The sequence below is a fragment of the Streptomyces roseoviridis genome (genome assembly GCF_039535235.1).
GTDB lineage: Bacteria > Actinomycetota > Actinomycetes > Streptomycetales > Streptomycetaceae > Streptomyces > Streptomyces roseoviridis.
This window is the reverse complement of the sequence record NZ_BAAAWU010000001.1, coordinates 4,471,127-4,493,292: the sequence shown is the minus strand read 5'-3', so window position 1 is coordinate 4,493,292 and position 22,166 is coordinate 4,471,127. Positions and strand designations below refer to the sequence as shown.

Here is a 22,166-nt window from a genome sequence, read left to right as displayed (position 1 = left end):
CGTGATGCCGTCGTTACGCGTCCGCCACGACTTCTCTACGCGTCCTCGGCCAGCTCCAGCCAGCGCATCTCCAACTCCTCGCGCTCACCCGCGAGTTCCCGCAGCTCCGCGTCCAGTTTGGCCACCTTCTCGAAGTCCGTGGCGTTTTCGGCGATCTGGGCGTGCAGCTTGGTCTCCTTGTCGGAGATCTTGTCGAGCTGCCGTTCGACCTTCTGCAGCTCCTTCTTCGCCGCGCGGGCGTCGGCGGCGGACAGGCCGGGCTTCTCCTTGGCCGGGGCGGCGGCCGGCGCCGGGGCGGCGGCCTCGATCATCTTCTGGCGCCGCTCCAGGTACTCGTCGATGCCGCGCGGCAGCATCCGCAGCGTCCGGTCGCCGAGCAGCGCGAAGGTGCGGTCGGTGGTGCGCTCCAGGAAGAACCGGTCGTGGGAGATGACGACCATCGAGCCGGGCCAGCCGTCGAGCAGGTCCTCCAGCTGGGTCAGGGTCTCGATGTCGAGGTCGTTGGTCGGCTCGTCGAGGAAGAGGACGTTGGGCTCGTCCATGAGCAGGCGCAGCAGCTGGAGCCGGCGCCGCTCGCCGCCGGAGAGGTCGCCGACCGGCGTCCACTGCTTCTCCTTGCCGAAGCCGAACTGCTCGCACAGCTGACCGGCGGTCATCTCCCGGCCCTTGCCGAGGTCGACCCGGTCGCGGATCTGCTGCACGGCCTCCAGGACGCGCAGTTCGGCGGGGAGTTCGGTGACGTCCTGGGAGAGGTAGGCGAGCCTGACGGTCTTGCCGACGGTGATCCGGCCGACGGCCGGCTGGGCCTCGCCGCCGGTGCGGGCGGCGTCGGCCAGCGCGCGCAGCAGCGAGGTCTTGCCGGCGCCGTTGACGCCGACCAGGCCGACGCGGTCGCCGGGACCGAGCTGCCAGGTGAGGTGCTGGAGCAGGGTCTTCGGGCCGGCGGTGACGGTGACGTCCTCGAGGTCGAAGACGGTCTTGCCGAGCCGGGCGTTCGCGAACTTCATCAGCTCGGTGGAGTCGCGGGGCGCGGGCACGTCCGCGATGAGCGCGTTGGCGGCCTCGATGCGGAAGCGCGGCTTGGAGGTGCGGGCGGGGGCGCCGCGGCGCAGCCACGCGAGCTCCTTGCGCACCAGGTTCTGCCGCTTGACCTCCTCGGTGGCGGCGATCCGCTCGCGCTCGGCGCGGGCGAAGACGTAGTCGGAGTAGCCGCCCTCGTACTCGTAGACGTCGCCGCGCTGCACGTCCCACATCCGGGTGCAGACCTGGTCGAGGAACCAGCGGTCGTGGGTGACGCAGACGAGCGCGGAACGGCGGTTCTGCAGGTGCCGGGCGAGCCAGGCGATGCCCTCGACGTCGAGGTGGTTGGTGGGCTCGTCGAGGACGATCAGGTCCTGGTCCTCGATGAGCAGCTTGGCGAGCGCGATGCGCCGCCGCTCGCCGCCGGACAGCGGGCCGATGACCGTGTCGAGGCCCTTCTCGAAGCCGGGCAGGTCGAGCCCGCCGAAGAGCCCGGTGAGCACGTCGCGGATCTTGGCGCTGCCGGCCCACTCGTGGTCGGCCATGACGCCGATGACCTCGTGCCGGATGGTCGCCTCGGGGTCGAGCGAGTCGTGCTGGGTGAGCACCCCGAGCCGGAGCCCGCCACTGTGCGTGACCCGCCCCGTGTCGGCCTCCTCCAGCTTGGCCAGCATCCGGATGAGGGTGGTCTTGCCGTCACCGTTGCGGCCGACCACACCGATCCGGTCCCCCTCGGAGACGCCGAGGGACACCCCGTCGAGCAGGGCACGGGTGCCGTACACCTTGCTGACGGACTCGACATTGACCAGATTGACGGCCATTTCACTCCTGTACGGGGGGATGGATCGAGGTCCAGGGTAGACGGCGGCCCCAAACGTGTGGCGAGGTCACTCTTAGTGATGACCTGATCGGGATCCGCGGCTACTGTGGACGGCAGGCAGAAGGATCCCGTCCATGGAAGGAACCGTGACCGCCGAGCCGACGACCAGGCCGACCACCGAGTCGGCTCCCGAATGGCCGGTGCCGCCTCGCGAGGGCTGGACGGTGGACGACCTGGACACCCTGCCCGGCCTCCCGCCGCACACCGAGTTGATCGACGGGAGCCTGGTCTTTGCGAGTCCGCAGCGTCGTTTCCACAACGTCATGATCCGCCTGCTGACCAATGGGCTGGCTTCCGCCGCTCCGGCGACGCACAGGGTCTACAACGAGATGACGGTGGTCATCGACCGCAGCAACGGCCCCGAGCCCGATGTCCTCGTGGTCCGCAGGGAAGCCGTCAAGGGCCTCCGGCAGACCTCTTATCCGGTTGCCGACGTCGTCCTGGCCGTCGAGGTCGTCTCCCCCGACTCCGAGTCCCGCGACCGGGACACCAAGCCGCACAAGTACGCGGCGGCGGGCATCGAGCACTTCTGGCTGGTCGAGATGGAGGGCGACGACGACCACCCGGTCGTACGGGTCTACGAGCGTGACCCTGTCACCAAGGCGTACACCTGCACCGGCGTGCACCGCGAGCGGCTGAAGCTTGCGGTCCCCTTCGACATCGACATCGACCTCACGCGGATCGACGAGATGTAGGCCGTTCCACCAGCAGCCACCCCGCCACCGTCATCGCCACCGCGGCCGGAGCGGTGATCCTCACCGCGATCAGGGTGGCCGCGTGGCCCTCCAGGAGGCCGCCGAGGCCCGTCATCGACAGGCCGAGCACGCCCAGCAGGGCGAGGGTGACGCCCACGGCGGCCGGGGCGGCCGGGCCGTCGGAGCGGGGGACGGCGGACGGGGCCTCGAAGCGGCGGAAGGCGGCGACGAGCAGGGCGGTGAGGACGGTCGCGGCGGCGAGGCGGAGCGGGAGCTGGGCCCACCAGGCGGCGGTCGCGGGCTCCGGCAGCCGGACGCCGAGGGCGAGCAGCGCCCCGTACACGCCGAGCATGGCCGTCAGGTGCCACAGGAACGCGGTCATGGCGATCCCGTTGGCGGCGACCACCGCCCGCCAGACCCGGGCGCGGGCCACCAGCCGGGTGCCCGGGCCCTTGAGGAGTTCGACCGCGCCGACCAGCCACAGGCCGTGGCAGAGCAGGGCGAGCGTCGGCGGGGCCATGTTGGAGACCTTCTCGCCCGGCATGCCGACCATGGACAGCGGGTACGGCCCGAGGGCCACGAGCAGGGCCGCGCCGGCGAGGCCCGCCGCGGCCAGGACGGCCGGACGGCGGATCATGCCGTCGGCGCGCAGGAAGCCGAGCTGGTGGACCGCCAGCCAGACGAGCGCGAAGTTGAGGAACTCGACGTACGGCACCCCGGCGGCGAACCGCAGCGCGTCCACGGCGACCGCTCCCGCCACCAGCCCGGCGAAGGCGCCCCAGCCGTGGCGCTCGTGGAGCCTCAGCAGCGGCGGGGTGAGGGCGACCATGGCGAGGTAGACGCCGATGAACCACAACGGCTGGGTGACGAGCCGCAGCGCGACCCCGGTCAGACCGCCGTCCGCGCCGAGCAGCTGGACGGCGAGCGCGAGCACGCCCCACACGCCGATGAAGACCGCCGTGGGGCGCAGCAGCCGCCGCAGCCGGCCCCGCAGGAAGTCCGCGTAGCCGGGCCGCGAGCGGTGCGCGAGGGCGTGCGAGAAGCCGCCGACGAAGAAGAAGACCGGCATGACCTGGAGGGCCCAGGTGAGGACCTGCAGGCCGGGGACCACGGCGAGCAGGTTGCCGACCCGCCCGTCGGCGGTGACGGCGGCCATCAGCCAGTGGCCGAGGACGACGACCGCGAGCGAGGCGACCCGCAGCAGGTCGACGTAGCGGTCGCGGGTGGCGGGCGTGGACTCGGCGAGTTCCCGCGCGCCGGCGCGGGTGCCCGTGGGGGTGCTGACACGGCTGCTGATTCCCATGCCCGTACGGTCGCCCGGGGCACCGGACTGCCGTCAGGGCGCAGGTACTCAACCGGCGGATGAGTACCTGCCGTCCGGCCCCAAGTCCTCGGCCACGCGGGCGACCCCCCGGCCCCGGCTGCCCGCCACGGCAGCTGACGGTCCGTCATGTTCCTCTCGTGTTCCCGCCTGCGAGGAGAGACCCATGACCACCGCACCCACGGCCACCGGACCCATGTCCACCCGTCCCCGGGCCACCGGACCCGTGCCCCGCCGCCCGCGTCCCGCGCGCCTGGCGACCGCCGTCGCCGCCGCCACCGCCCTCGCGCTGCTCGCCGCCGGGCCGGCGTCCGCGGGCGACCCCACGGTGACCGACCCGCGCATCGTGGCCCACTTCGACCTGGCGCAGGGCCAGACCCCGGAGAACATCGCGCTCGAACCGGACGGCTCCGCCAACCTCACCTGGGCCTTCGCCCGGCAGGTCGTCCGCGTCGACAAGCACGGCGAGGTGACGCTCCTGGCGGAGCTGCCCGACGTGGCGGACCCGCAGACACCGGGCATCGGCGCCGCCGTCGTCCTGGGCATCGCCCGGGCCCTCGACGGCACGCTGTACGTCACCTACGCCACCGGCAGGGAGGAGACGGGCATCTGGCGGATCGGGCCCGGCGGCGGCGCACCGGAGCAGATCGGGTTCTTCCCCGCGGGCGCCATGCCCAACGGCCTCGCCTTCGACGAGGAGTGCGGCACCCTCTACACCGCCGACTCGGCCCTCGGCCGGGTGTGGAGCCTGCCGGTGACCGGCGGCACCCCCACCGTCTGGGCCGCCGGTCCCGCGCTCGAAGCGACCCCCGCGCTCCCCTTCGGGGCCAACGGCCTCAAGGTCCACGACGGCGCCGTCTGGGTGTCCAACACCGCGCGGGGCACCCTGCTGCGCATCCCCGTGAAGCCGGACGAGTCGGCCGGACCGGTCGAGATCCGGGCCACCGGGCTCGACTTCATCGACGACTTCGACTTCACCGGTCACGGCGACACGGTCCTCGCCGCGCTGATCGAGAGCAACAGGGTGGAGCTCGTACGGCCCGACGGCACCCACCGGACCGTCCTCACCGCGGCCGACGGGCTCGACAACCCGACCTCCGTGGCGGTGGGCGGCAAGACCGTCCACGTGACCAGCGGGGCCTTCCTCGACCCGGCGAACCCCACCCCGGACCCCAACCTGCTCGTGGCGAAGCTGAAGAGGAAGTAGGCCGCGCGACCGCTGAGGGACCGGCGGCCGGACACGTCCTAGCCGAGCACGGTGGCCCCGGCCGCCGGGGAGGTCGCCACCCGGGCCGTCCGGCAGGTGCCGGAGGCGACGAGGGCCGCGGCGACCGCCTCGGCGGCCTCCGCGTCCTTCACCAGGAACGCGGTCGTCGGACCCGAACCGGAGACCAGCGCGGCCAGCGCGCCCGCCTCCGTGCCGGCCGACAGGGTCGCGGCGAGGGACGGGCGCAGGGACACGGCGGCGGGCTGGAGGTCGTTGGCGAGGGCGCCCGCGAGCGCGGTGGCGTCGCCGGTGCGCAGGGCGTCGAGCAGCACCGGGGAGGCGGCCGGCTCGGGCACCTCCACGCCCTCGGTGAGGCGGTCGAACTCGCCGTACACGGCGGGGGTGGAAAGCCCGCCGTCGGCGACCGCGAACACCCAGTGGAAGGTGCCGCCGACCGGCAGTGCGGTGAGCCTCTCGCCGCGCCCGACGCCGAGGGCGGCGCCGCCGACCAGGCTGAACGGCACGTCGGAGCCCAGCTCGGCGCAGATCTCCAGGAGGTCGGCGCGCGAGGAGTTCAGGCCCCACAGCGCGTCGCAGGCGAGCAGGGCGCCGGCACCGTCGGCGCTGCCGCCGGCCATGCCGCCGGCGACGGGGATGTCCTTGGCGATGTGGAGGTGGACGCCGGGGGCGATGCCGTGGCGGGCGGCGAGCAGTTCGGCGGCCCGCGCGGCCAGGTTGGTCCGGTCGAGCGGCACCTTGTCGGCGTCGGGGCCCTCGCAGGTGACCGTCAGGGTCTCGGCGGGGGTGGCGGTGACCTCGTCGTACAGGGAGACGGCGAGGAAGACGTTGGCCAGGTCGTGGAAGCCGTCGGGGCGGGCGGCGCCGACCGCGAGCTGCACGTTGACCTTGGCGGGGACCCGTACGGTGACGCTCACGCGTCCGCCTCCTTCTGCTCCGTCCCGTCCGCCGGCTCGCTGTCGGGCTTGTTCTCCGGCTTGTTGTCCGGCTTGTTGTCCGGCTTGTTCTCCGCGATGCGGGCGAACTCCTCGACCGTGAGCGACTCGCCGCGCGCCTGCGGCGAGACCCCGGCCGCGACCAGGGCCGTCTCGGCCGCGGCGGGCGAGCCCGCCCAGCCCGCGAGGGCCGCGCGCAGGGTCTTTCGCCGCTGCGCGAAGGCCGCGTCGACGACCGCGAAGACCTCCTGCCGGGAGGCGGTCGTGGCGATCGGCTCGGTGCGCCGCACCAGGGAGACGAGACCGGAGTCGACGTTGGGCGCGGGCCAGAAGACGTTGCGGCCGATGGCACCGGCCCGCTTGACCTCCGCGTACCAGTTGGCCTTCACCGACGGCACGCCGTACACCTTGTTGCCCGGCCGGGCGGCGAGCCGGTCGGCGACCTCGGCCTGCACCATGACGAGGGTGCGCTCGATGCTTGGGAAGCGCTCCAGCATGTGCAGCAGCACGGGGACGGCGACGTTGTACGGCAGGTTCGCCACCAGGGCCGTGGGCGCAGGGCCCGGGAGCTCCTGGACGTGCATGGCGTCGGAGTGGACCAGCGCGAAGCGGTCCTTCTTCTCCGGCATGCGCGCGGCGATGGTGGCGGGCAGCGCGGCCGCGAGGACGTCGTCGATCTCGACGGCCGTGACCCGGTCCGCGGCCTCGAGCAGCGCGAGGGTCAGGGAGCCGAGGCCGGGGCCCACCTCCACGACCACGTCGTCGGGCCGCACCTCGGCCGTGCGGACGATCCGCCGCACGGTGTTGGCGTCGATGACGAAGTTCTGGCCCTTCTGCTTCGTGGGACGGACGCCGAGGGCGGCGGCCAGCTCACGGATGTCGGCGGGGCCGAGGAGGGCGTCGGGGCTGTCGGGGCCGGTGGTGGTGCTCACCGGTACAGCCTACGGGGCGTCGCGCGCCTCACCCGTACAGCCGGCGGCCGCAGTGCGGCCAGGGGCTCGCGCCGCGCTGCACGTAGAGCTTCTTCGCCCGGTACGTCTGCTCCGCGGCCGGCGCGTTCTGGGGGACGCCGCTGCCGCCGAGGGAGCGCCAGGTGCCGGGGTCGAACTGGTAGAGCCCACCGTAGGTGCCGGAGGGGTCGACGGCGTTCGGGCGGCCGCCGGACTCGCAGGCGGCCAGGGCGCCCCAGTTCAGGCCGTCGGCCCCGGCGACGGAGGAGGGCAGCGGGCGGGTGCCGACGCGGACCTTCTGGGCGACCGGCTCGCGCACCGTCTCCTCGGCGGTCCGGCGCGGCCTCTGCCGGACGCCGTTGACGGTCCGCAGGGTGTAGGTGACCCGGCGGACACCCGGCACGCCCTGCCGGTCGACGACCTCGGTTCCGGCGAACAGCTCCGGGTCGCGGGTCCGCTCGACGGGGAAGGGGACGGGCTCCTCGCGGACCTCGCGGCTGCCGGTGATCCGCAGCACCGTGATGGTCTGGCCGTCGCGCGGGAAGGAGCCGAGCGGCACGGAGGTGGTGTCCTGGTCGCCCAGGGTGATCCCGGCCTCCTCGACGGCCTCGCGGACGGTGGCCGCGTTGGTGCGGACGGTCCGCTCGCGGCCGTCGGCCAGGAAGGTGACGGCCCGCTCGGTGCGGACGTCGAGGGCGAGGCCGCGGCGGGAGATGGGCGCGGAGCGGGAGACGGACAGGTAGGCGCCCTCGGCGCGGACCCCGAGCTGGCGCAGGGCGCCGCCGACGGTGCGGGCGGTGGTCCACACCTGGCGGCGCCGGCCGTCGAGGGTGAGGGCGACGGGCCGGCCGTAGCGGACGACCACCTCGTCGCCGCTGGCGAGGGCGGCGCCGGGGCCGGGGGCGACGATGTCGTGCGCGCCGACCGCCAGGCCCTCGTCGGCGAGGAGCTCGTCCACGTCGTCGGCGAAGGTGTGCAGGGTGCGCGGGACGCCGTCGACGGACAGCCGGACGGCCTTGTCGTCGGCGACGAAGGCGGTGGTGCCGCCGGCGAGGAAGGCGACGACGAGGGCCTGCGGCAGGATCCGTCGCAGGCCCTCCCCGGCGGGCGCTTTCGCCTTGCGCCGCCGGGCGGCCCGTCGGGCGCCGGCGCGATGACCGGCGTGGGGGGTGCTCACGAGGCCGGGACCCTAGCGGGAGTCCCGGTCACTCTCCACGCCGACCCGACCACGGCGCGTAACCGTTATGGATCGGTGATCAGCCGGCCGGCGGCGGGCCGGGCCGGGTCGGGCCAGGTCGGGTCGGGTCGGGTCGGGGGCTCAGTAGTCGAAGGCGCGGGCCGTGTTGACGGCGATCGCCCCGGCCAGCTCCTCCTCCGTGATCCCGCGGACCGCGGCCATGGCCCGGACGGTGACCGGGATCAGGTACGGGGCGCCCGGGCGGCCCCGGTAGGGCGCGGGGGTCAGGAAGGGGGCGTCGGTCTCGACGAGGACGAGCTCCAGCGGGGCGACGGCGAGGGCGTCGCGCAGCGGCTGGGCGTTCTTGAAGGTGACGTTGCCGGCGAAGGACATGTAGTAGCCCTTGGCCGCGCAGATCTCGGCCATCTCGGCGTCGCCGGAGTAGCAGTGGAAGATCGTCCGTTCGGGTGCGCCTTCCTCGTCGAGGACGCGCAGCACGTCCGCGTGGGCCTCGCGGTCGTGGATGACCAGGGCCTTGCCGTGACGCTTGGCGATCTCGATGTGGGCGCGGAAGGAACGCTCCTGCGCCGCCATGCCCTCGGGGCCCGTACGGAAGTGGTCGAGGCCGGTCTCGCCGACGCCCCGCACGTGGGGCAGGGCGGCGAGCCGGTCGATCTCGGCGAGGGCGTCGTCGAGCGCCGCGTCGCCGCCCGCCTCGCGGGCGCCCTGACGGGACCACCCGTCCGGATCCCCGAGGACGATCCGCGGGGCCTCGTTGGGGTGCAGGGCGACGGCCGCGTGCACGTTGTCGTGCGCCGCGGCGGTCTCCGCCGCCCACTGCGAGCCCTTGATGTCGCAGCCGACCTGCACGAGGGTCGTCACACCGACGGCGGCGGCCTTGGTGAGGGCCTCCTCGACGGTGCCGGACTGCATGTCGAGGTGGGTGTGCGAGTCCGCGACCGGGACCAGCAGGGGCTCGGGCAGCGGAGGCGGGGCGTCCTTGGCACTCATGGCCCCGATCGTACGAGGACCGTGAGGTCACCCGCGAAGCGCCGTCGAGGCGGCCTCCGTCGTGCGCCCTCGTCCCCCGCCCGTGTGCTTCCGCCGCCGCGCGCTCACCGCCGGGAGCGGAAGGGGTGCAGCAGGTCGGAGAGGTGCCAGTGGTGGGGCACCGGCGGCCTTTCGTCGTCGGCGAGGGTCGCGCCCGCGGGACCGGCCGCACCGGCGCTGTCGGCGGCAGCGGCGGGGACGTCCTGCGTGAGTTCCTGGCCGATGGGCCCCGCCGGGGACACCGGCCGCGTCGCCCTGGCCCCGTGGCCGTGCCGCTCGGTCGCCGCCATCAGGTCGAGCACCGAGGACACCTGGCCCGCGCGCATGATCCGGACGACATGGCTGCCGCAGTTCATGCACGTCGGCCGGGACAGCGGGGACGGCACCCGCGCTCCGTCGGCCTTGTAGACGACGTACTCGTGCCCGCGCGCGTCCACGTGGTGTTCGATGTCGTACGCCTGCTCCCAGCCGTAGCCGCAGCGCATGCAGGCGAAGGCGTACGCCTCGTGGGCGACGGGCGTTCCGGTGCCGGTGATCTCACTCATTCCAGCTCCTCTCCACTGAACCAGTGGACGCCTTTTCGGGCCGGAGCGCATCAGCGCCGGAAGAACCATGGACGGAGCATGGAGGGTCTTTGGCGCTTCCTTGCCGAAAGGGCCTTCGGGCGGTCCCGCCGCCGGGTTCCGCTTTGCCTTTCAGATTAATCCTTTACCGTTTCCGCGGCCTTTCCTGTACCGGACGCGGACGCGTTCTTGGCCGCCACGACGGCATCGAACACCTCCCGCTTGGGAAGCCCGGCCTCGGCGGCGACGGCGGCGATGGCCTCCTTGCGCCGCTCCCCCGCCTCCTCGCGCACCCGCACCCGGCGCACCAGCTCCTCGGCGTCGAGCTCGGCGGGCCCGGTCTCCGGGGCGCCCTCGACGACCACCGTGATCTCGCCCCGCACCCCCTCCTTCGCCCACTCGACGAGCTCGCCGAGCGGGCCGCGCCTGACCTCCTCGTACGTCTTGGTCAGCTCGCGGCAGACGGCCGCCCGGCGCCCGTCGCCGAAGACCTCGGCCATCGCGGCGAGCGTGTCGTCGAGCCGGTGCGGCGCCTCGAAGTAGACGAGGGTCCGGCGCTCCGCCGCGACCTCGCGCAGCCGCCCCAGCCGCTCGCCCGCCTTCCGCGGCAGGAAGCCCTCGAAGCAGAAACGGTCCACGGGCAGCCCGGACAGGGCGAGCGCGGTGAGCACGGCCGACGGGCCGGGCACCACGGTGACCTTGATGTCCTGCTCGACGGCGGCGGCGACCAGGCGGTAGCCGGGGTCGGAGACGGACGGCATGCCGGCGTCGGTGACGAGCAGCACCCGCGCCCCGCCCGCGAGCGCCTCGACCAGCTCCGGCGTACGGGCGGACTCGTTGCCCTCGAAGTAGGACACCACCCGGCCCTTGGTGTGCACCCCGAGCGCGCGGGTCAGCCCGCGCAGCCTGCGGGTGTCCTCGGCGGCCACGATGTCCGCGTTCTCCAGTTCGGTGGCGAGCCGTGGCGGTGCGTCCGCGATGTCACCGATGGGGGTCCCTGCGAGTACCAGCGTTCCTGTCACACGGACCATCCTCCCAGCCCGGACAGGCGACGCGCACAGGCGCGTTCCCTACGATGGCGCGGTGACCAGTACCGCACCCGAGGCCCTGGAGGGTCAGCACCCCATGGACCCCCAGGACCCCATGGCTCCGACCGGGGCAGAGCCCTCCGCCTGGCAGCGGCGGCTCGGGCGCCACGGCTACCGGCCGGCCGGCCAGGGCTCCTTGTCCATCGGCCTGCGGGAGCGGCTCGTCCCGCCGTACACCCGTCCCTCGCCGCGGATGTGGTCGCTGCTGGGGATCGGGCCCCAGGCCGCCGAGCGGGTGTGGCGGTACGCCGCCTGGGGCGGGCCGCTGCTCGTCGCCCTGGTCGCGGGCGTGCTGCGGTTCTGGAAGCTGGACCAGCCGCACGCGGTGATATTCGACGAGACGTACTACGCGAAGGACGCCTGGGCGCTGGTCAACCAGGGCTACGAGGGCGCCTGGCCCAAGGACGTCGACAAGACGATCCTGGTCGACCCGGGCTCGGTGGCGGTGCCGACCGACCCGGGCTACGTGGTCCATCCGCCGGTCGGCAAGTGGGTGATCGGCCTCGGCGAGAAGCTGATCGGCTTCGAACCGCTCGGCTGGCGCTTCATGGTCGCGCTGCTCGGCACCCTGTCGGTGCTGATGCTGTGCCGGATCGGGCGGCGGCTCTTCCGCTCCACGTTCCTGGGCTGTCTGGCGGGCGCGCTGCTCGCCGTGGACGGTCTGCACTTCGTGATGAGCCGCACCGCGCTGCTCGACCAGGTGCTGATGTTCTTCGTGCTGGCGGCCTTCGGCTGTCTGGTCGTCGACCGGGACCGGGCGCGGCGGCGGCTCGCGGCGGCGCTGCCGGTGGACGTCGAGGGGGTGCTGCGGCCGGACGCGTCGGTCGCGGAGAGCCTCCGGCTCGGCGCGCGGCCGTGGCGGATCGCCGCGGGCGTGATGCTGGGCCTGGCGGCCGGCACCAAGTGGAACGGCCTCTACATCATGGCCGCGTTCGGTCTGATGACCGTCCTGTGGGACCTCGGCGCGCGCCGTACGGCCGGTGCCGTCCGGCCGGTCGCGGCGGTCGCCCGGCGCGACCTGGTCCCGGCCTTCCTGTCGGTGGTGCCGGTGGCGATCGTGACGTACCTGGCCTCCTGGACGGGCTGGATCGTCACGGGCAAGGGCTACTTCCGCAACTGGGCGGCGGAGCAGGACAGGCTGAACGGCGGCGGGGCGTGGAGCTGGCTGCCGGACTGGCTGCGCAGCCTGTGGCACTACGAGACCGAGGTCTACACGTTCCACGTGGGTCTGAACTCGCCGCACACCTACGAGTCCAACCCGTGGAGCTGGATCGTCCTCGGCCGCCCGGTCTCCTATTTCTACGAGTCGCCGTCCCCGGGCGAGCGCGGCTGCCCCGCCGACGCCAAGGAGAAGTGCGCCCAGGAGGTCCTGGCCCTCGGCACCCCGCTGCTGTGGTGGGCGGCGTGCTTCGCGATCCTGTACGTCCTGTGGCGCTGGGCCTTCCGCCGCGACTGGCGCGCGGGCGCGATCGCCTGCGGCATCGCGGCCGGCTGGGTGCCGTGGTTCCTCTACCAGGAACGCACCATCTTCCTTTTCTACGCCGTGGTGTTCGTGCCGTTCCTGTGCCTCGCGGTGGCGATGATGATCGGGGCGATGGCGGGGCCGCCGGGGTCCTCGGAAAGGCGTCGGACTTTCGGAGCGGTGGGCGCGGGCGTGCTCGTCCTCCTCATCGTCTGGAATTTCATCTATTTCTGGCCGATCTACACCGGGCAGTCGATTCCCATGGACGCGTGGCGCAGCCGCATGTGGCTCGACACGTGGGTGTAGCGGGCCGGACGGGGCGCGGCACCGGGCGCCGCCGGCGCCGGGCCGAGCCGGAAACAGACGGGTTGGTCGCTTTCCGGTAACGACCGTCGCCGATCGTCACTCCTGCCGCCTAGGCTGCCGAGAGGGCCACCGGGGGAGGGAGGCGCAGCCATGCGCAGTGGGGCCAAGATCGCGATCGTCGGAGGAGTCTTCGTCGTCGTGGCGAGCGGGGTCGGTTACGGGGGCTACAACCTCTGGAACGGGATCACGGGAGGGACCGGGGGCACCGGCACGCAGTCCGGCGTCGAGGCGAAGAGGACGGGGCCGGTCACCTCGGAGGAGGTGACCGGGACGGCCGGGGACTTCCTCGCCGCCTGGGCCGGCGGGGAACCCGAGCGCGCCGCCCAGCTCACCAACAACCCGGTGGAGGCCGGACCGGCCCTGGCGGGCTTCGGCGAGGAGGCGAAGGTCTCGGCCGCGACGATCACGCCGGGCCCGGCGACCGGGTCGACGGTGCCGTTCACCGTGAAGGCGACCGTCACGTACAAGGGCGTCTCGAAGCCCTGGACGTACGCCTCGCGGCTCACCGTGGTGCGCGGGCTCACCACCGGTCGGCCGCTGGTCGACTGGCAGCCGGCGGTGCTGCACCCCCGGCTCACGAAGGGCGCCTCGATCCGCACGGGCGGCGCGAGGACGGGAGGGATCCAGGCCGTCGACCACAAGGGCCGGGTGCTGACGGCGGAGAAGTACCCGTCGCTCGGGCCGGTCCTGGAGCAGCTGCGCGAGCGGTACGGGGCGACCACGGGCGGCAAGCCGGGCATCGAGGTCTTCGTCGACCCGGGCGTCGAGGGCGCCCCGGCCACCACGCTCCTCACCCTCGACAAGGGCGAGCCGGGGAAGCTGCGGACGACGATCGACGCCGACGTGCAGGCGGCGGCCGAGAAGGCGGTCGCCCGGTACGGGAAGGCGTCGGTGGTGGCGATCCAGCCGTCGACGGGCGCGGTGCGGGCGGTGGCGAACAGCCCGGCCGGCGGCTTCAACACGGCGTTCTCCGGCGCGAAGGCGCCCGGCTCCACGCTGAAGATCGTGACGGCCGCGCTGCTCCTGGAGAAGGGGCTCGTGAGGGCGGACCAGGTGACGGAGTGTCCGCCCGAGGCCATGTACCACGGCCGGACGATCGAGAACCTGAAGCGCTTCTCGCTGACCGGGGCGACCTTCGCGGAGAGCTTCGCCCGGTCCTGCAACACGGCCTTCATCAAGAAGATCGACGACGTCGGCGACGACTCCGCCCTGGCCCGGGAGGCGAAGGAGGTCTTCGGCATCGGCCTGGACTGGCAGACGGGCATCCCGTCGGTCGACGGCTCCGTCCCGGAGGCGACGGGCGGCGCGGCGGCGGAGCAGTACATCGGCCAGGGCACGGTCACGATGAACCCGCTGAACGTCGCCTCGATCACCGCGACGGCGAAGGACGGCCGCTTCCGGCAGCCGTACCTGGTCGCCGAGGACCTGGACGACCGCGAGTTCGCGCGGGCCGAGCGCCGGCTGCCGGACTCGGTGGCCCGGCACCTGCGCGACATGATGCGGCGCACGGCGACCAGCGGCACGGGGGCGGACGCGATGGCCTCGGTCGGCGGCGACAAGGGCGCGAAGACCGGCTCGGCGGAGGTCGACGGGCAGCAGGTGTCCGACTCGTGGTTCACCGGCTTCGCGGGTGATCTCGCGGCCGCGTCCTTCGTGGAGGGCGGCGGCCACGGCGGGGACGCGGCGGGGCCGGTGGTGGCGCAGGTGCTGAAGGCCGGATAGGCCGGACGGGTGACGGTCCGGCCGGGCGCGGCAGGCCGGCGCGGGGCACGGGACCGGCAGGGCGCGCGGCAGGGCACGGCAGGCGGGGGCGGCCACGGGACCGGCAGGGCCCGGCAGGCCGGGGCGGGGCACGTGGGGCCGGAGCGCGCCCGGGCCACCGGTGCGGCGGGGTCCGCTGCCTGGAAACCCGTCGCGTGCCCCGTGCACGTACCGCTAGCGTGCGGGGGCATGACGACGTCTGACTCGCCCGCACTGTCGCTCGCCCACCCCCGGTTCGCCGCCGCCCTGGAGGAGCTCGAGCTCGATGTCGAGCTCCGCCGCTTCCCGGACGAGACCCGCACCGCGCAGCAGGCCGCCGAGGCCATCGGCTGCGAGGTGTCGGAGATCGTGAAGTCGCTGGTCTTCGCCGCGGACGGGGTGCCGGTGCTGGTCCTGATGGACGGTGCCTCACGGGTGGACGTGGAGCGGGTGCGCGAGGAGCTGGGCGCGGGGGAGGTCACGCGCGCCGACGCCAGGGCCGTGCGGGAGACCACGGGGTACGCGATCGGCGGGGTCCCGCCGTTCGGGCACCGCACGCGGACCCGGGTGCTGGCCGACCGCGGGCTGCTCGACCACGAGGTGGTGTGGGCGGCGGCCGGTAACCCGCACACCGTGTTCGCCCTGGACCCGAAGTCGCTGGTCGCCCACGCGGGCGGCACGCTGGTGGACGTGCGCGAGCGGACGGCGTGACGCCGCTGGTCACGGCGGCCCGGACCCGCCCCGCTGGCCCCGGTCGCGGCACTGCGGGAGTCCTCCGTCATCGTGGGCGCCGCCGTCCGAGCGCTCTTCTGCAAGGAACGCTTCGGCGCCCCGCGAGTGACGGCGGCGGGGCTGATGGTGCTGGGCATCGGCCTGATGCTGTACGCGAGCCGACCGGCGTGGGGCCGGGCGCCAAGGGGGTTGACCTCAAGCGCGCTTGAGGGCCGAGGCTCGGGCCCATGATTCCTCACGACGACGACGCGATCCTGCTCTTCCGCAACACCATGCGCATCACCGCGGGCCACCTGGACGAGTTCCGGTCCGCCATCGAACGGGCCGTCTCCTTCGCCCGGCGGCACGGCCCCCAGCTGATGGTGCAGACCTTCGTGGACGAGGACCGGATGCTCGCCCACAGCTTCCAGCTCTACCGCGACTCCGACGCGGTCCGCACTCACTGGCGGCTGTCGGACCCGTACATCCAGGAGGTCATGGAGCACTGCCGGGTGGAACGCTTCGAGGTCTTCGGCCACCCGGACGCCGACGTCACCGAGGGCATCCGCGCGGCCCTCGGCGAGCAGTGCGAACTGACCTTCTCGCCGCGCGTCGCCGGGTTCGTCCGCCTCTAGGCCGGACGACGGTCTCCAGCGGTCGGCCCTCTCCGGGTGGCCGCGCCGGTCACGCGTCGCCAACGGACGCATCGGTGTGGCAGCTTGAGCCCTCCGTGGGGGCCGGCAGTTCCGCCCACACGACTTTGCCCACCCCCCGACGGCCAGAGACGCCCCACTTCGCCGACAGCACCTCCACCAGTAGTAAGCCCCAGCCTCCCTCAGCGCTGTCGTCCGGCAACGCCACCATCGGGCGCTTCTCCGAGGCGTCGTGCACCTCGATCCGGACCGCGTCCGGCAACCGCAGGAAGCGCGTCTCGATCTCCCTCCCTCTGACGCGACCGTGCCGGACGGCGTTGGCAACGTCCTCTGTTTCGAGTCGCTGCCCTAGGACCGCGAGCTCGACAGGGAGAGATTGGACCACAGTCCCGGGACTGTCAACAGTCCTGGGACTGTGGTTGACTTCTGATGGCGAAAGGAGCTGCTGTGGCACCCAAGTGGCGGGAACTGGCCGACAAACTGGCCGAGCGCATCAGGAACGGCGAGTACGCGGCCGGGCAGCGGCTTCCGCACATCCGGGACCTTGTCCAGGCGGGTGAAGGATCGAAGTCCACCGTCCACGCCGCCTACAAGGCGCTGGAGGCTGAGGGGCTCGTCACCTCGTCGCGAGGACACGGGACGGTCGTACGGGAGCAGGCGCCGCTCAAGCGGCTCGGCATCGCCCGCTACGACAAGGCGAAGTGGCGGGACGGGGACGAGGTCGCCTTCATCGCCGACCGCGTCGCTTCCGGCCGGACGTTCAAGCGGGGCGATCAGACGCAGACCGTGGCCCGCGTGACGGCACCCGCGCTCGTCGCCGCCGCGTACGGCCTCCCCGACGGCGCGGAGGTCTACGCGAGGGCCCGCCTGGTCAGGGAGAACGGCCGACCAACCCATACGCTGACCAGCTACTACCGCCCCGAACACGTCGAAGGGACGCGGCTCGTCGACCCGAGCCCCGGGCCCGCCGGCCCGGGCGGCGGGTTCCGCGTGCTGTACGACGCGGGCCACGAGATCGACCGTATGCGCGAGGAACTGCGCGCCCGGCCGGCCACACCCGACGAAGCCACGCTGCTGCAACTGGCACCGGGGGAATGGGTCATGGAGCTGCACCGGACCGCGTACACGGCGGACGGCACGGTCGTCGAGTTCGCCGTCGGCGTCCACGCGGCCACCCGGTTCGCCTGGAGCTACGACTTCACGGTGCCCGACAGCTCCACCGGGGAGGCGTCGTGATCTCCGCGTCGGCATGGGCCGATGCCCAATTGCTGTGGGACTTCCAGCGGATGGGACACGTTCCGCGGCCTTGCTCGGTGGCGGTCGGGCTCGGCAGCCACGACCTGGGCGTAGCCGATGTGGCGGTCGGGCTGTACCGGCGCGGCCTGGTGCCCCTCATCGTCTTCACCGGCGCCACCAGCCGCACGACGGCGGCGCGGATGCCCCGAGGAGAGGCGGAGCACTACCGGGAGCGGGCGCTGGAGCTGGGAGTGCCGTCGTCGGCGGTGCTCGTCGAGCCGAGGGCTCGCAACACGGGCGAGAACATCCGGTTCTCCCGGGAGTTGCTTGCCGGGCACGGCGTCGACGTGGCCTCCGTGCTCCTCGTCAGCAAGCCGTACGAGGAGCGCAGGGCGTATGCGACGGCCCGCAGGCTCTGGCCGGACGTGGAGATCGTCAGCGCGTCCTCGCCGATGTCGCTCGACGACTACGTGACGACGATCGGCGACACCCGGCTGGTCCTCGACATGCTCGTCGGGGCGGTGCAGCGCCTGATGGTCTACCCCGCGCGGGGGTTCATGATCGAGACGGAGATCCCGGAGGCGGTCGCCGCGGCCTACGAGCGGCTGCGCGCCCAGGGTTTCACCAGCCGCTTGGTCGCCGGCTAGTCCCCGCTCGGCTCCTCGTATCGACAAGGGTCCCGCCCGGTGCGGCCGTCACGCCGTCACAGCGACGCCCGGACCGCCTTGAGCAGAGCCTGGGCGCGGGGGTCGGCGGTGACGGTCCTGCGCATGCCGTTGGTGACGTAACCGAAGGCGATGCCCGTGTCCGGGTCGGCGAGGCCGAGGGAGCCGCCGCGGCCGGGGTGGCCGAAGGAGGAGGGGCCGAGGAGGGGGGAGGCCGGGCCGTGGAGCATGTGGCCGAGGCCGAAGCGGGTGCCCACGACGAGGACGCGGTCGGGGCCCGCGGACTCCTCGGTGCGGGCCAGCGTGAGGGTCGCCGGGGCGAAGAGGCGGGGGCCGCCGTCGACCGGGCCCAGGGTGGCCGCGTAGAAGCGGGCCAGCGCGCGGGCGGTGGCGACGCCGGCCGAGCCGGGGAGTTCGGCGGCGCGGTAGACCGGGTCGTTCTCGTCGGGGCGGGGGTCGATGACCCCGAAGGCCCGGCGGGTGAGCGACTGCGGGTCCTGGTAGGCGGCGGTGACGGCGGGCTTGGGGCGGAGCTTCAGCGCCGGGCTGTCGGCCGGTTCGCGCTCCTCGACCGGGCCGAGGCGGCCGGCCCGGTGGGCCTCTTCGGCGGGCAGTCCGATCCACAGGTCGAGGCCGAGCGGCCGGGCGATCTCCTCGGCGACCCAGCGGCCTATGGTGCGGCCGGTGACCCGGTGGACCAGGCCGGCCAGCAGCCAGCTGAAGGTGTGGGCGTGGTAGCCGTGGGCGGTGCCGGGCTCCCAGGCGGGGGCCTGGGCGGCGATCGCGGCGGTGGCGGTCTCCAGGTCGACCGCCTCGGCGAGGGTCAGCGGGCGGTCGAGGACCGGCACGCCCGCCCGGTGGGCGAGCATCTGGCGTACGGTCACGCGGTCCTTGCCGGCCGCCTTGAACTCGGGCCAGTACGTGGCGACCGGCGCGTCCAGGTCGAGCTGACCGCGCTGGTGCAGGAGCAGCGGGACGGCCGCGGCGACGCCCTTGGTGGCCGAGCGGACGACCTGGGCAGTGTCCACGGCCCATGGCGCGTCCCCGGTCCCCTCTCCGCCGTCGGCATCCCGCGTCCCTGCCCACAGGTCGACGACCTTCGTGCCGTCCCGGTACACCGCGACCGCCGCGCCCCGCTCGCCCCGCTGCTCGAAGTTGTTCAGGAACGCGTCCCTGACCGGCTCGAATCCCGCCGCCACCGTGCCCCGGACGTCCACCTGGTCCACTCTTCCTCTCGTACGACCGACTCCCCATGGTGCAACGGGGGACGAGCCGCGCCGATTCCGGGGCCCCGACCGGGCGCGGGCCGCTCAGGCCACCGAGCTGGGCACGAAGCCGTACGGCAGTTCCAGGCGGTGCCGGGCCATGAGCTCCTCGTCGCCCAGGATGTCGGCGGTCCGCCCGTCCGCGGCGATCACGCCCTCGCTGAGGATCACCGAGCGCGGGCAGAGCTCCAGGGCGTACGGCAGGTCGTGGGTGACCATGAGGACGGTGACGTCCAGGGAGCGCAGGACGTCGGCGAGCTCGCGGCGCGAGGCCGGGTCCAGGTTGGAGGACGGCTCGTCGAGGACGAGGATCTCCGGCTCCATGGCGAGGACGGTCGCCACGGCCACCCGGCGCCGCTGGCCGAAGGAGAGGTGGTGCGGGGGCCGGTCGGCGAACTCCGCCATCCCGACCCGCGCCAGCGCCTTGTGGACGACCGCCTCCAGCTCGGCGCCCCGCACCCCGGCCGCCGCCGGCCCGAAGGCCACGTCCTCGCGGACGGTCGGCATGAACAGCTGGTCGTCGGGGTCCTGGAACACGATGCCGACCCGGCGCCGGATCTCGGCCATGTGCTGCTTGCCGACGGGCAGCCCGGCGACGGTGACGGAGCCCGCGCCGCCGGTGAGGATGCCGTTGAGGTGGAGGACGAGGGTGGTCTTGCCCGCGCCGTTGGGGCCGAGCAGGGCGACCCGCTCGCCGCGGCCGACGGTCAGGTTCACCCCGAAGAGGGCCTGGTGGCCGTCGGGGTAGGCGTAGGCGAGGCCCCGGACGTCGAGGGAAGGGGGCGGGGTTCCGGGGTGGGTCATAGCGTCCATCCGAGGAGGCAGATCAGCAGGGCGGCGAGCGGGAGCGCGGCCGCGTGCCGCCACTGGGCGGCGGTCGCGGCGACCTCGTCGATGACGGGCATCGAGCCGGTGTAGCCCCGGCTGACCATGGCCAGGTGCACCCGTTCCCCGCGTTCGTACGAGCGGATGAAGAGGGCGCCGGCGGTCTTGGCGAGGACGCCCCAGTGCCGTACGCCCCGGGCCTCGAACCCGCGCGAGCGGCGGGCGATCGACATGCGGCGCATCTCGTCGGTGATGACGTCGCCGTACCGGATCATGAAGGAGGCGATCTGGACGAGCAGCGACGGGAGCCCGAGGCGCTGGAGGCCGAGGAGCAGGGCGCGCAGCTCGGTGGTGGCGGCGAGCAGGACGGAGGCGGCGACGCCGAGGGTGCCCTTGGCGAGGACGTTCCAGGCGCCCCACAGTCCGGGCACGCTCAGCTCGACGCCGAGGACGGTGGTCTGTTCCCCGGGCACCACGAAGGGCATGAGCAGCGCGAAGGTGACGAACGGGATCTCGATCAGCAGCCGCCGCAGGACGAAGCCGGCCGGAACGCGGGCTACGGCCGCGACGGCGGCGAGCAGCAGCGCGTACACGCCGAAGGCCCACATCGCCTCGCGGGGCGTGGCGACGACCACGACGACGAAGGCGAAGACGGCGGCGAGCTTGGTGTGCGGGGGCAGCCGGTGGACCGGCGAGTCCCCTCGCCGGTACAGCTTGTGCGCGTGCCCCGCGCCCATGTCAGACCTGCGCCCCGGTGTGCTGCCTGCGGCGGCGCACGGCCCAGAAGGCGCCGGTGCCGACGGCCAGGGTCGCGCCGACGCCGATGACACCGGCGAGGCCGCCGGACAGCCGGGCGTTGTCGACGTCCTTCACGCCGTAGTCGGCGAGCGGGGAGTCGGCGGCGGCGTGCGGGCGGACCTCGGCGTCGATGCCCTGGTCGGCGGCGACCTTCTCCAGGCCGTCGGGGTTCGCGGAGGCGTAGAAGGAGACCAAGCCGGCCAGGACGAGGGCGGTGACGACGCCGCCGGCCCAGAGCTTCTTAGGGGAGCGGGCGGGGGCCGGCCCGGGGTCGGCGGGCGCCGCGTCGACGAGCTCGCCGTCCACGCGCAGCTTCAGCGGGGCGCTCAGGCCCCGGGCGCCGTACACGAGGTCGGGGCGGACGGCGATGACCGCGCCGACGGTGAGCATGGTGATGACGGCCTCGCCGATGCCGATGAGGACGTGCACGCCGACCATCGCGGTCAGGACCTTGGGGAGCGGTACGTCGGTGGTGCCGCCGATCGCGTAGATCAGGGTGAAGGCGGCGGCCGCGGCCGGTACGGACACCAGCGCGGCGGCGAAGGAGGCGACGGTCACCGAGCGGCGGGTGCGGGGCAGCAGCAGGACCAGGCCGCGGAAGAGGGCGTAGGCGACGAGGACGGTGACGCCGCCCATGACGGTGATGTTGACGCCGAGGGCGGTGAGGCCGCCGTCGGCGAAGAGAACGCCCTGCATGAGCAGGACGACCGCTATGCACAGGACGCCGGTGTAGGGCCCGACGAGGATGGCCGCGAGCGCACCGCCGAGAAGGTGCCCGCTCGTTCCGGCCGCGACGGGGAAGTTGAGCATCTGTACGGCGAAGACGAAGGCGGCGACGAGACCGGCCAGCGGCGCGGTCCGCTCGTCGAGCTCCTTGCGGGCTCCGCGCAGGCTGACGGCGACGGCGCCGGCGGCGACGAGACCGGCGGCGGCCGATACGGGGGCGTTGATGAATCCGTCAGGTACATGCACGTCCGCATGATAGAGCGCTCCTGCGAACGGTTTGCAAGAGCGCTCAGGGGTCAGGTGAAGAGGATGCCCCTCGGGCGCACGCCCGGAAAGAGTGGGACATTAGGGACTAATAGGTACGTCTGACAGGTGTACGCCTGTGAGTGCCGAGTGTGAGGAGCCGACCGATGCCCCGCGCCGCCGATGACCACGGAGTCGAGGACCACGCCAAGGGCCGGATCATCAGCGACGCGCCGCTCTCCCGGCCGGTGCCGGTGGCCCTCCGCTTCGACCCCGACTTCAAGCCCGCGACCGTACGGTTCGTCTTCCCCGGGGACATCGAGTGGTCCTTCCCCCGCGCCCTCCTGGAGACCGGGCTGCGCGCCCCCGCCCGGCGCGGCGACATCGGCGTGTGGCCGTGCGGCCGGGTCCAGACGATCGTGGAGTTCCACACGGACGACGGGGTCGCGGTCGTGCAGTTCGACACGACCGCGCTGCTGCGCTTCCTCAAGCACACGTACGCCGTCGGCGCGCCGATGTCGGCACGCTGACGGCGTACGCGCCGCGTCGGCTCCCCGTCCCCACGGGTTCCG

Annotated in this window: 22 protein-coding genes and 1 pseudogene; 10 read left to right on the top strand and 13 right to left on the bottom strand. The window is 73.5% G+C overall.

What is annotated here, in order from left to right; genetic code table 11:
- Window positions 1-35 precede the first annotated feature (35 nt).
- On the bottom strand, window positions 36-1,841 hold the full coding sequence (locus ABD954_RS20435) for an ABC-F family ATP-binding cassette domain-containing protein (protein WP_345487569.1): 1,806 nt from the start codon (window positions 1,839-1,841) through the stop codon (window positions 36-38).
- Between the two features lie 133 nt (window positions 1,842-1,974).
- On the opposite strand from ABD954_RS20435, the gene ABD954_RS20430 reads away from it, so the two are divergent.
- On the top strand, window positions 1,975-2,595 hold the full coding sequence (locus tag ABD954_RS20430; RefSeq protein ID WP_345487567.1) for a Uma2 family endonuclease: 621 nt from the start codon (window positions 1,975-1,977) through the stop codon (window positions 2,593-2,595).
- Here ABD954_RS20430 and ABD954_RS20425 read toward each other — a convergent pair.
- The gene (locus ABD954_RS20425; RefSeq protein WP_345487565.1) at window positions 2,573-3,898 is read right to left on the bottom strand and encodes an acyltransferase family protein; all 1,326 of its coding nucleotides are present in this window, start codon (window positions 3,896-3,898) and stop codon (window positions 2,573-2,575) included. The genes ABD954_RS20430 and ABD954_RS20425 overlap by 23 nt on opposite strands.
- A gap of 184 nt (window positions 3,899-4,082) precedes the next feature.
- Here ABD954_RS20425 and ABD954_RS20420 point away from each other — a divergent pair, with 184 nt between their 5' ends.
- Complete coding sequence (locus ABD954_RS20420) at window positions 4,083-5,123, top strand: SMP-30/gluconolactonase/LRE family protein (RefSeq protein WP_345487563.1); 1,041 nt, start codon at window positions 4,083-4,085, stop codon at window positions 5,121-5,123.
- A gap of 38 nt (window positions 5,124-5,161) precedes the next feature.
- Here the strand turns inward: ABD954_RS20420 and ABD954_RS20415 are convergent, their stop codons facing one another.
- The 6 genes from ABD954_RS20415 to rsmI all read right to left on the bottom strand — a co-directional run bounded on the left by ABD954_RS20415 (window position 5,162) and on the right by rsmI (window position 10,838).
- Entirely contained in the window at window positions 5,162-6,058 is an 897-nt protein-coding gene (locus ABD954_RS20415) for a 4-(cytidine 5'-diphospho)-2-C-methyl-D-erythritol kinase (RefSeq protein WP_345487561.1), read from the bottom strand.
- Window positions 6,055-7,008, bottom strand: a complete 954-nt coding sequence (rsmA, locus tag ABD954_RS20410) for a 16S rRNA (adenine(1518)-N(6)/adenine(1519)-N(6))-dimethyltransferase RsmA (RefSeq protein WP_345487559.1) — start codon at window positions 7,006-7,008, stop codon at window positions 6,055-6,057. The genes ABD954_RS20415 and rsmA overlap by 4 nt, the downstream gene beginning before the upstream one ends.
- 28 nt (window positions 7,009-7,036) lie before the next feature.
- A complete protein-coding gene (locus ABD954_RS20405; RefSeq protein WP_345487557.1) occupies window positions 7,037-8,203 on the bottom strand; it encodes a resuscitation-promoting factor in 1,167 nt (388 codons plus the stop codon).
- Window positions 8,204-8,344: 141 nt separating this feature from the next.
- Complete coding sequence (locus ABD954_RS20400; RefSeq protein WP_345487555.1) at window positions 8,345-9,214, bottom strand: TatD family hydrolase; 870 nt, start codon at window positions 9,212-9,214, stop codon at window positions 8,345-8,347.
- Between the two features lie 104 nt (window positions 9,215-9,318).
- Complete coding sequence (locus ABD954_RS20395; RefSeq protein WP_345487553.1) at window positions 9,319-9,798, bottom strand: hypothetical protein; 480 nt, start codon at window positions 9,796-9,798, stop codon at window positions 9,319-9,321.
- Window positions 9,799-9,953: 155 nt separating this feature from the next.
- On the bottom strand, window positions 9,954-10,838 hold the full coding sequence (rsmI, locus tag ABD954_RS20390) for a 16S rRNA (cytidine(1402)-2'-O)-methyltransferase (RefSeq protein ID WP_382745532.1): 885 nt from the start codon (window positions 10,836-10,838) through the stop codon (window positions 9,954-9,956).
- Window positions 10,839-10,899: 61 nt separating this feature from the next.
- On the opposite strand from rsmI, the gene ABD954_RS20385 reads away from it, so the two are divergent.
- The 5 genes and pseudogenes from ABD954_RS20385 to ABD954_RS20365 all read left to right on the top strand — a co-directional run bounded on the left by ABD954_RS20385 (window position 10,900) and on the right by ABD954_RS20365 (window position 15,818).
- Window positions 10,900-12,672, top strand: coding sequence for a dolichyl-phosphate-mannose--protein mannosyltransferase (locus ABD954_RS20385; RefSeq protein ID WP_345487549.1), 1,773 nt, complete (start codon window positions 10,900-10,902; stop codon window positions 12,670-12,672).
- A gap of 150 nt (window positions 12,673-12,822) precedes the next feature.
- A complete protein-coding gene (locus tag ABD954_RS20380; RefSeq protein ID WP_345487547.1) occupies window positions 12,823-14,454 on the top strand; it encodes a penicillin-binding transpeptidase domain-containing protein in 1,632 nt (543 codons plus the stop codon).
- Window positions 14,455-14,682: 228 nt separating this feature from the next.
- Window positions 14,683-15,183 (top strand): YbaK/EbsC family protein, encoded by a 501-nt coding sequence (locus ABD954_RS20375; RefSeq protein WP_345487545.1) that lies wholly within the window; start codon window positions 14,683-14,685, stop codon window positions 15,181-15,183.
- Between the two features lie 27 nt (window positions 15,184-15,210).
- Window positions 15,211-15,360: pseudogene (locus ABD954_RS20370) on the top strand (EamA family transporter); the annotation flags it as partial.
- 71 nt (window positions 15,361-15,431) lie between these two features.
- The gene (locus ABD954_RS20365; protein ID WP_345487543.1) at window positions 15,432-15,818 is read left to right on the top strand and encodes a hypothetical protein; all 387 of its coding nucleotides are present in this window, start codon (window positions 15,432-15,434) and stop codon (window positions 15,816-15,818) included.
- A 49-nt stretch (window positions 15,819-15,867) separates the two neighbouring features.
- On the opposite strand, the gene ABD954_RS20360 is transcribed toward ABD954_RS20365, so the two are convergent.
- Window positions 15,868-16,290: an ATP-binding protein gene (locus ABD954_RS20360; protein ID WP_345487541.1), complete on the bottom strand. Its 423-nt coding sequence runs from the start codon at window positions 16,288-16,290 to the stop codon at window positions 15,868-15,870.
- Between ABD954_RS20360 and ABD954_RS20355 the strand changes: the two genes are divergently transcribed.
- Window positions 16,284-17,072 carry a GntR family transcriptional regulator gene (locus ABD954_RS20355; RefSeq protein ID WP_345487539.1) on the top strand — a complete coding sequence of 263 codons (789 nt, stop codon included), beginning with the start codon at window positions 16,284-16,286 and terminating at the stop codon, window positions 17,070-17,072. The two genes, ABD954_RS20360 and ABD954_RS20355, sit on opposite strands and share 7 nt — an antisense overlap.
- Entirely contained in the window at window positions 17,069-17,719 is a 651-nt protein-coding gene (locus tag ABD954_RS20350) for a YdcF family protein (RefSeq protein ID WP_345487537.1), read from the top strand. The genes ABD954_RS20355 and ABD954_RS20350 overlap by 4 nt, the downstream gene beginning before the upstream one ends.
- A gap of 56 nt (window positions 17,720-17,775) precedes the next feature.
- Here the strand turns inward: ABD954_RS20350 and ABD954_RS20345 are convergent, their stop codons facing one another.
- The 4 genes from ABD954_RS20345 to ABD954_RS20330 all read right to left on the bottom strand — a co-directional run bounded on the left by ABD954_RS20345 (window position 17,776) and on the right by ABD954_RS20330 (window position 21,597).
- Window positions 17,776-18,954, bottom strand: coding sequence for a serine hydrolase domain-containing protein (locus tag ABD954_RS20345; RefSeq protein WP_345492331.1), 1,179 nt, complete (start codon window positions 18,952-18,954; stop codon window positions 17,776-17,778).
- Window positions 18,955-19,047: 93 nt separating this feature from the next.
- Window positions 19,048-19,806 (bottom strand): energy-coupling factor ABC transporter ATP-binding protein, encoded by a 759-nt coding sequence (locus tag ABD954_RS20340; RefSeq protein ID WP_345487535.1) that lies wholly within the window; start codon window positions 19,804-19,806, stop codon window positions 19,048-19,050.
- Entirely contained in the window at window positions 19,803-20,564 is a 762-nt protein-coding gene (gene cbiQ, locus ABD954_RS20335; protein ID WP_345487534.1) for a cobalt ECF transporter T component CbiQ, read from the bottom strand. Before cbiQ ends, ABD954_RS20340 begins: the two co-directional genes overlap by 4 nt.
- Window position 20,565: 1 nt before the next feature.
- A complete protein-coding gene (locus tag ABD954_RS20330; RefSeq protein WP_345487532.1) occupies window positions 20,566-21,597 on the bottom strand; it encodes an energy-coupling factor ABC transporter permease in 1,032 nt (343 codons plus the stop codon).
- 164 nt (window positions 21,598-21,761) lie between these two features.
- On the opposite strand from ABD954_RS20330, the gene ABD954_RS20325 reads away from it, so the two are divergent.
- Window positions 21,762-22,124: an SsgA family sporulation/cell division regulator gene (locus tag ABD954_RS20325; protein WP_345487530.1), complete on the top strand. Its 363-nt coding sequence runs from the start codon at window positions 21,762-21,764 to the stop codon at window positions 22,122-22,124.
- The last annotated feature ends 42 nt before the right edge of the window (window positions 22,125-22,166 follow it).

Bases quoted from the DNA above. Each gene is read 5' to 3' on its own strand.
- ABD954_RS20430 (WP_345487567.1), top strand. From the start codon at position 1,975: ATGGAAGGAACCGTGACCGCCGAGCCGACGACCAGGCCGACCACCGAG.
- ABD954_RS20375 (WP_345487545.1), top strand. From the start codon at position 14,683: ATGACGACGTCTGACTCGCCCGCACTGTCGCTCGCCCACCCCCGGTTC.
- ABD954_RS20325 (WP_345487530.1), top strand. From the start codon at position 21,762: ATGCCCCGCGCCGCCGATGACCACGGAGTCGAGGACCACGCCAAGGGC.
- cbiQ (WP_345487534.1), bottom strand. From the start codon at position 20,564: ATGGGCGCGGGGCACGCGCACAAGCTGTACCGGCGAGGGGACTCGCCG.
- ABD954_RS20365 (WP_345487543.1), top strand. From the start codon at position 15,432: ATGATTCCTCACGACGACGACGCGATCCTGCTCTTCCGCAACACCATG.
- ABD954_RS20395 (WP_345487553.1), bottom strand. From the start codon at position 9,798: ATGAGTGAGATCACCGGCACCGGAACGCCCGTCGCCCACGAGGCGTAC.
- ABD954_RS20380 (WP_345487547.1), top strand. From the start codon at position 12,823: ATGCGCAGTGGGGCCAAGATCGCGATCGTCGGAGGAGTCTTCGTCGTC.
- ABD954_RS20435 (WP_345487569.1), bottom strand. From the start codon at position 1,841: ATGGCCGTCAATCTGGTCAATGTCGAGTCCGTCAGCAAGGTGTACGGC.
- ABD954_RS20425 (WP_345487565.1), bottom strand. From the start codon at position 3,898: ATGGGAATCAGCAGCCGTGTCAGCACCCCCACGGGCACCCGCGCCGGC.
- ABD954_RS20420 (WP_345487563.1), top strand. From the start codon at position 4,083: ATGACCACCGCACCCACGGCCACCGGACCCATGTCCACCCGTCCCCGG.
- ABD954_RS20400 (WP_345487555.1), bottom strand. From the start codon at position 9,214: ATGAGTGCCAAGGACGCCCCGCCTCCGCTGCCCGAGCCCCTGCTGGTC.
- ABD954_RS20340 (WP_345487535.1), bottom strand. From the start codon at position 19,806: ATGACCCACCCCGGAACCCCGCCCCCTTCCCTCGACGTCCGGGGCCTC.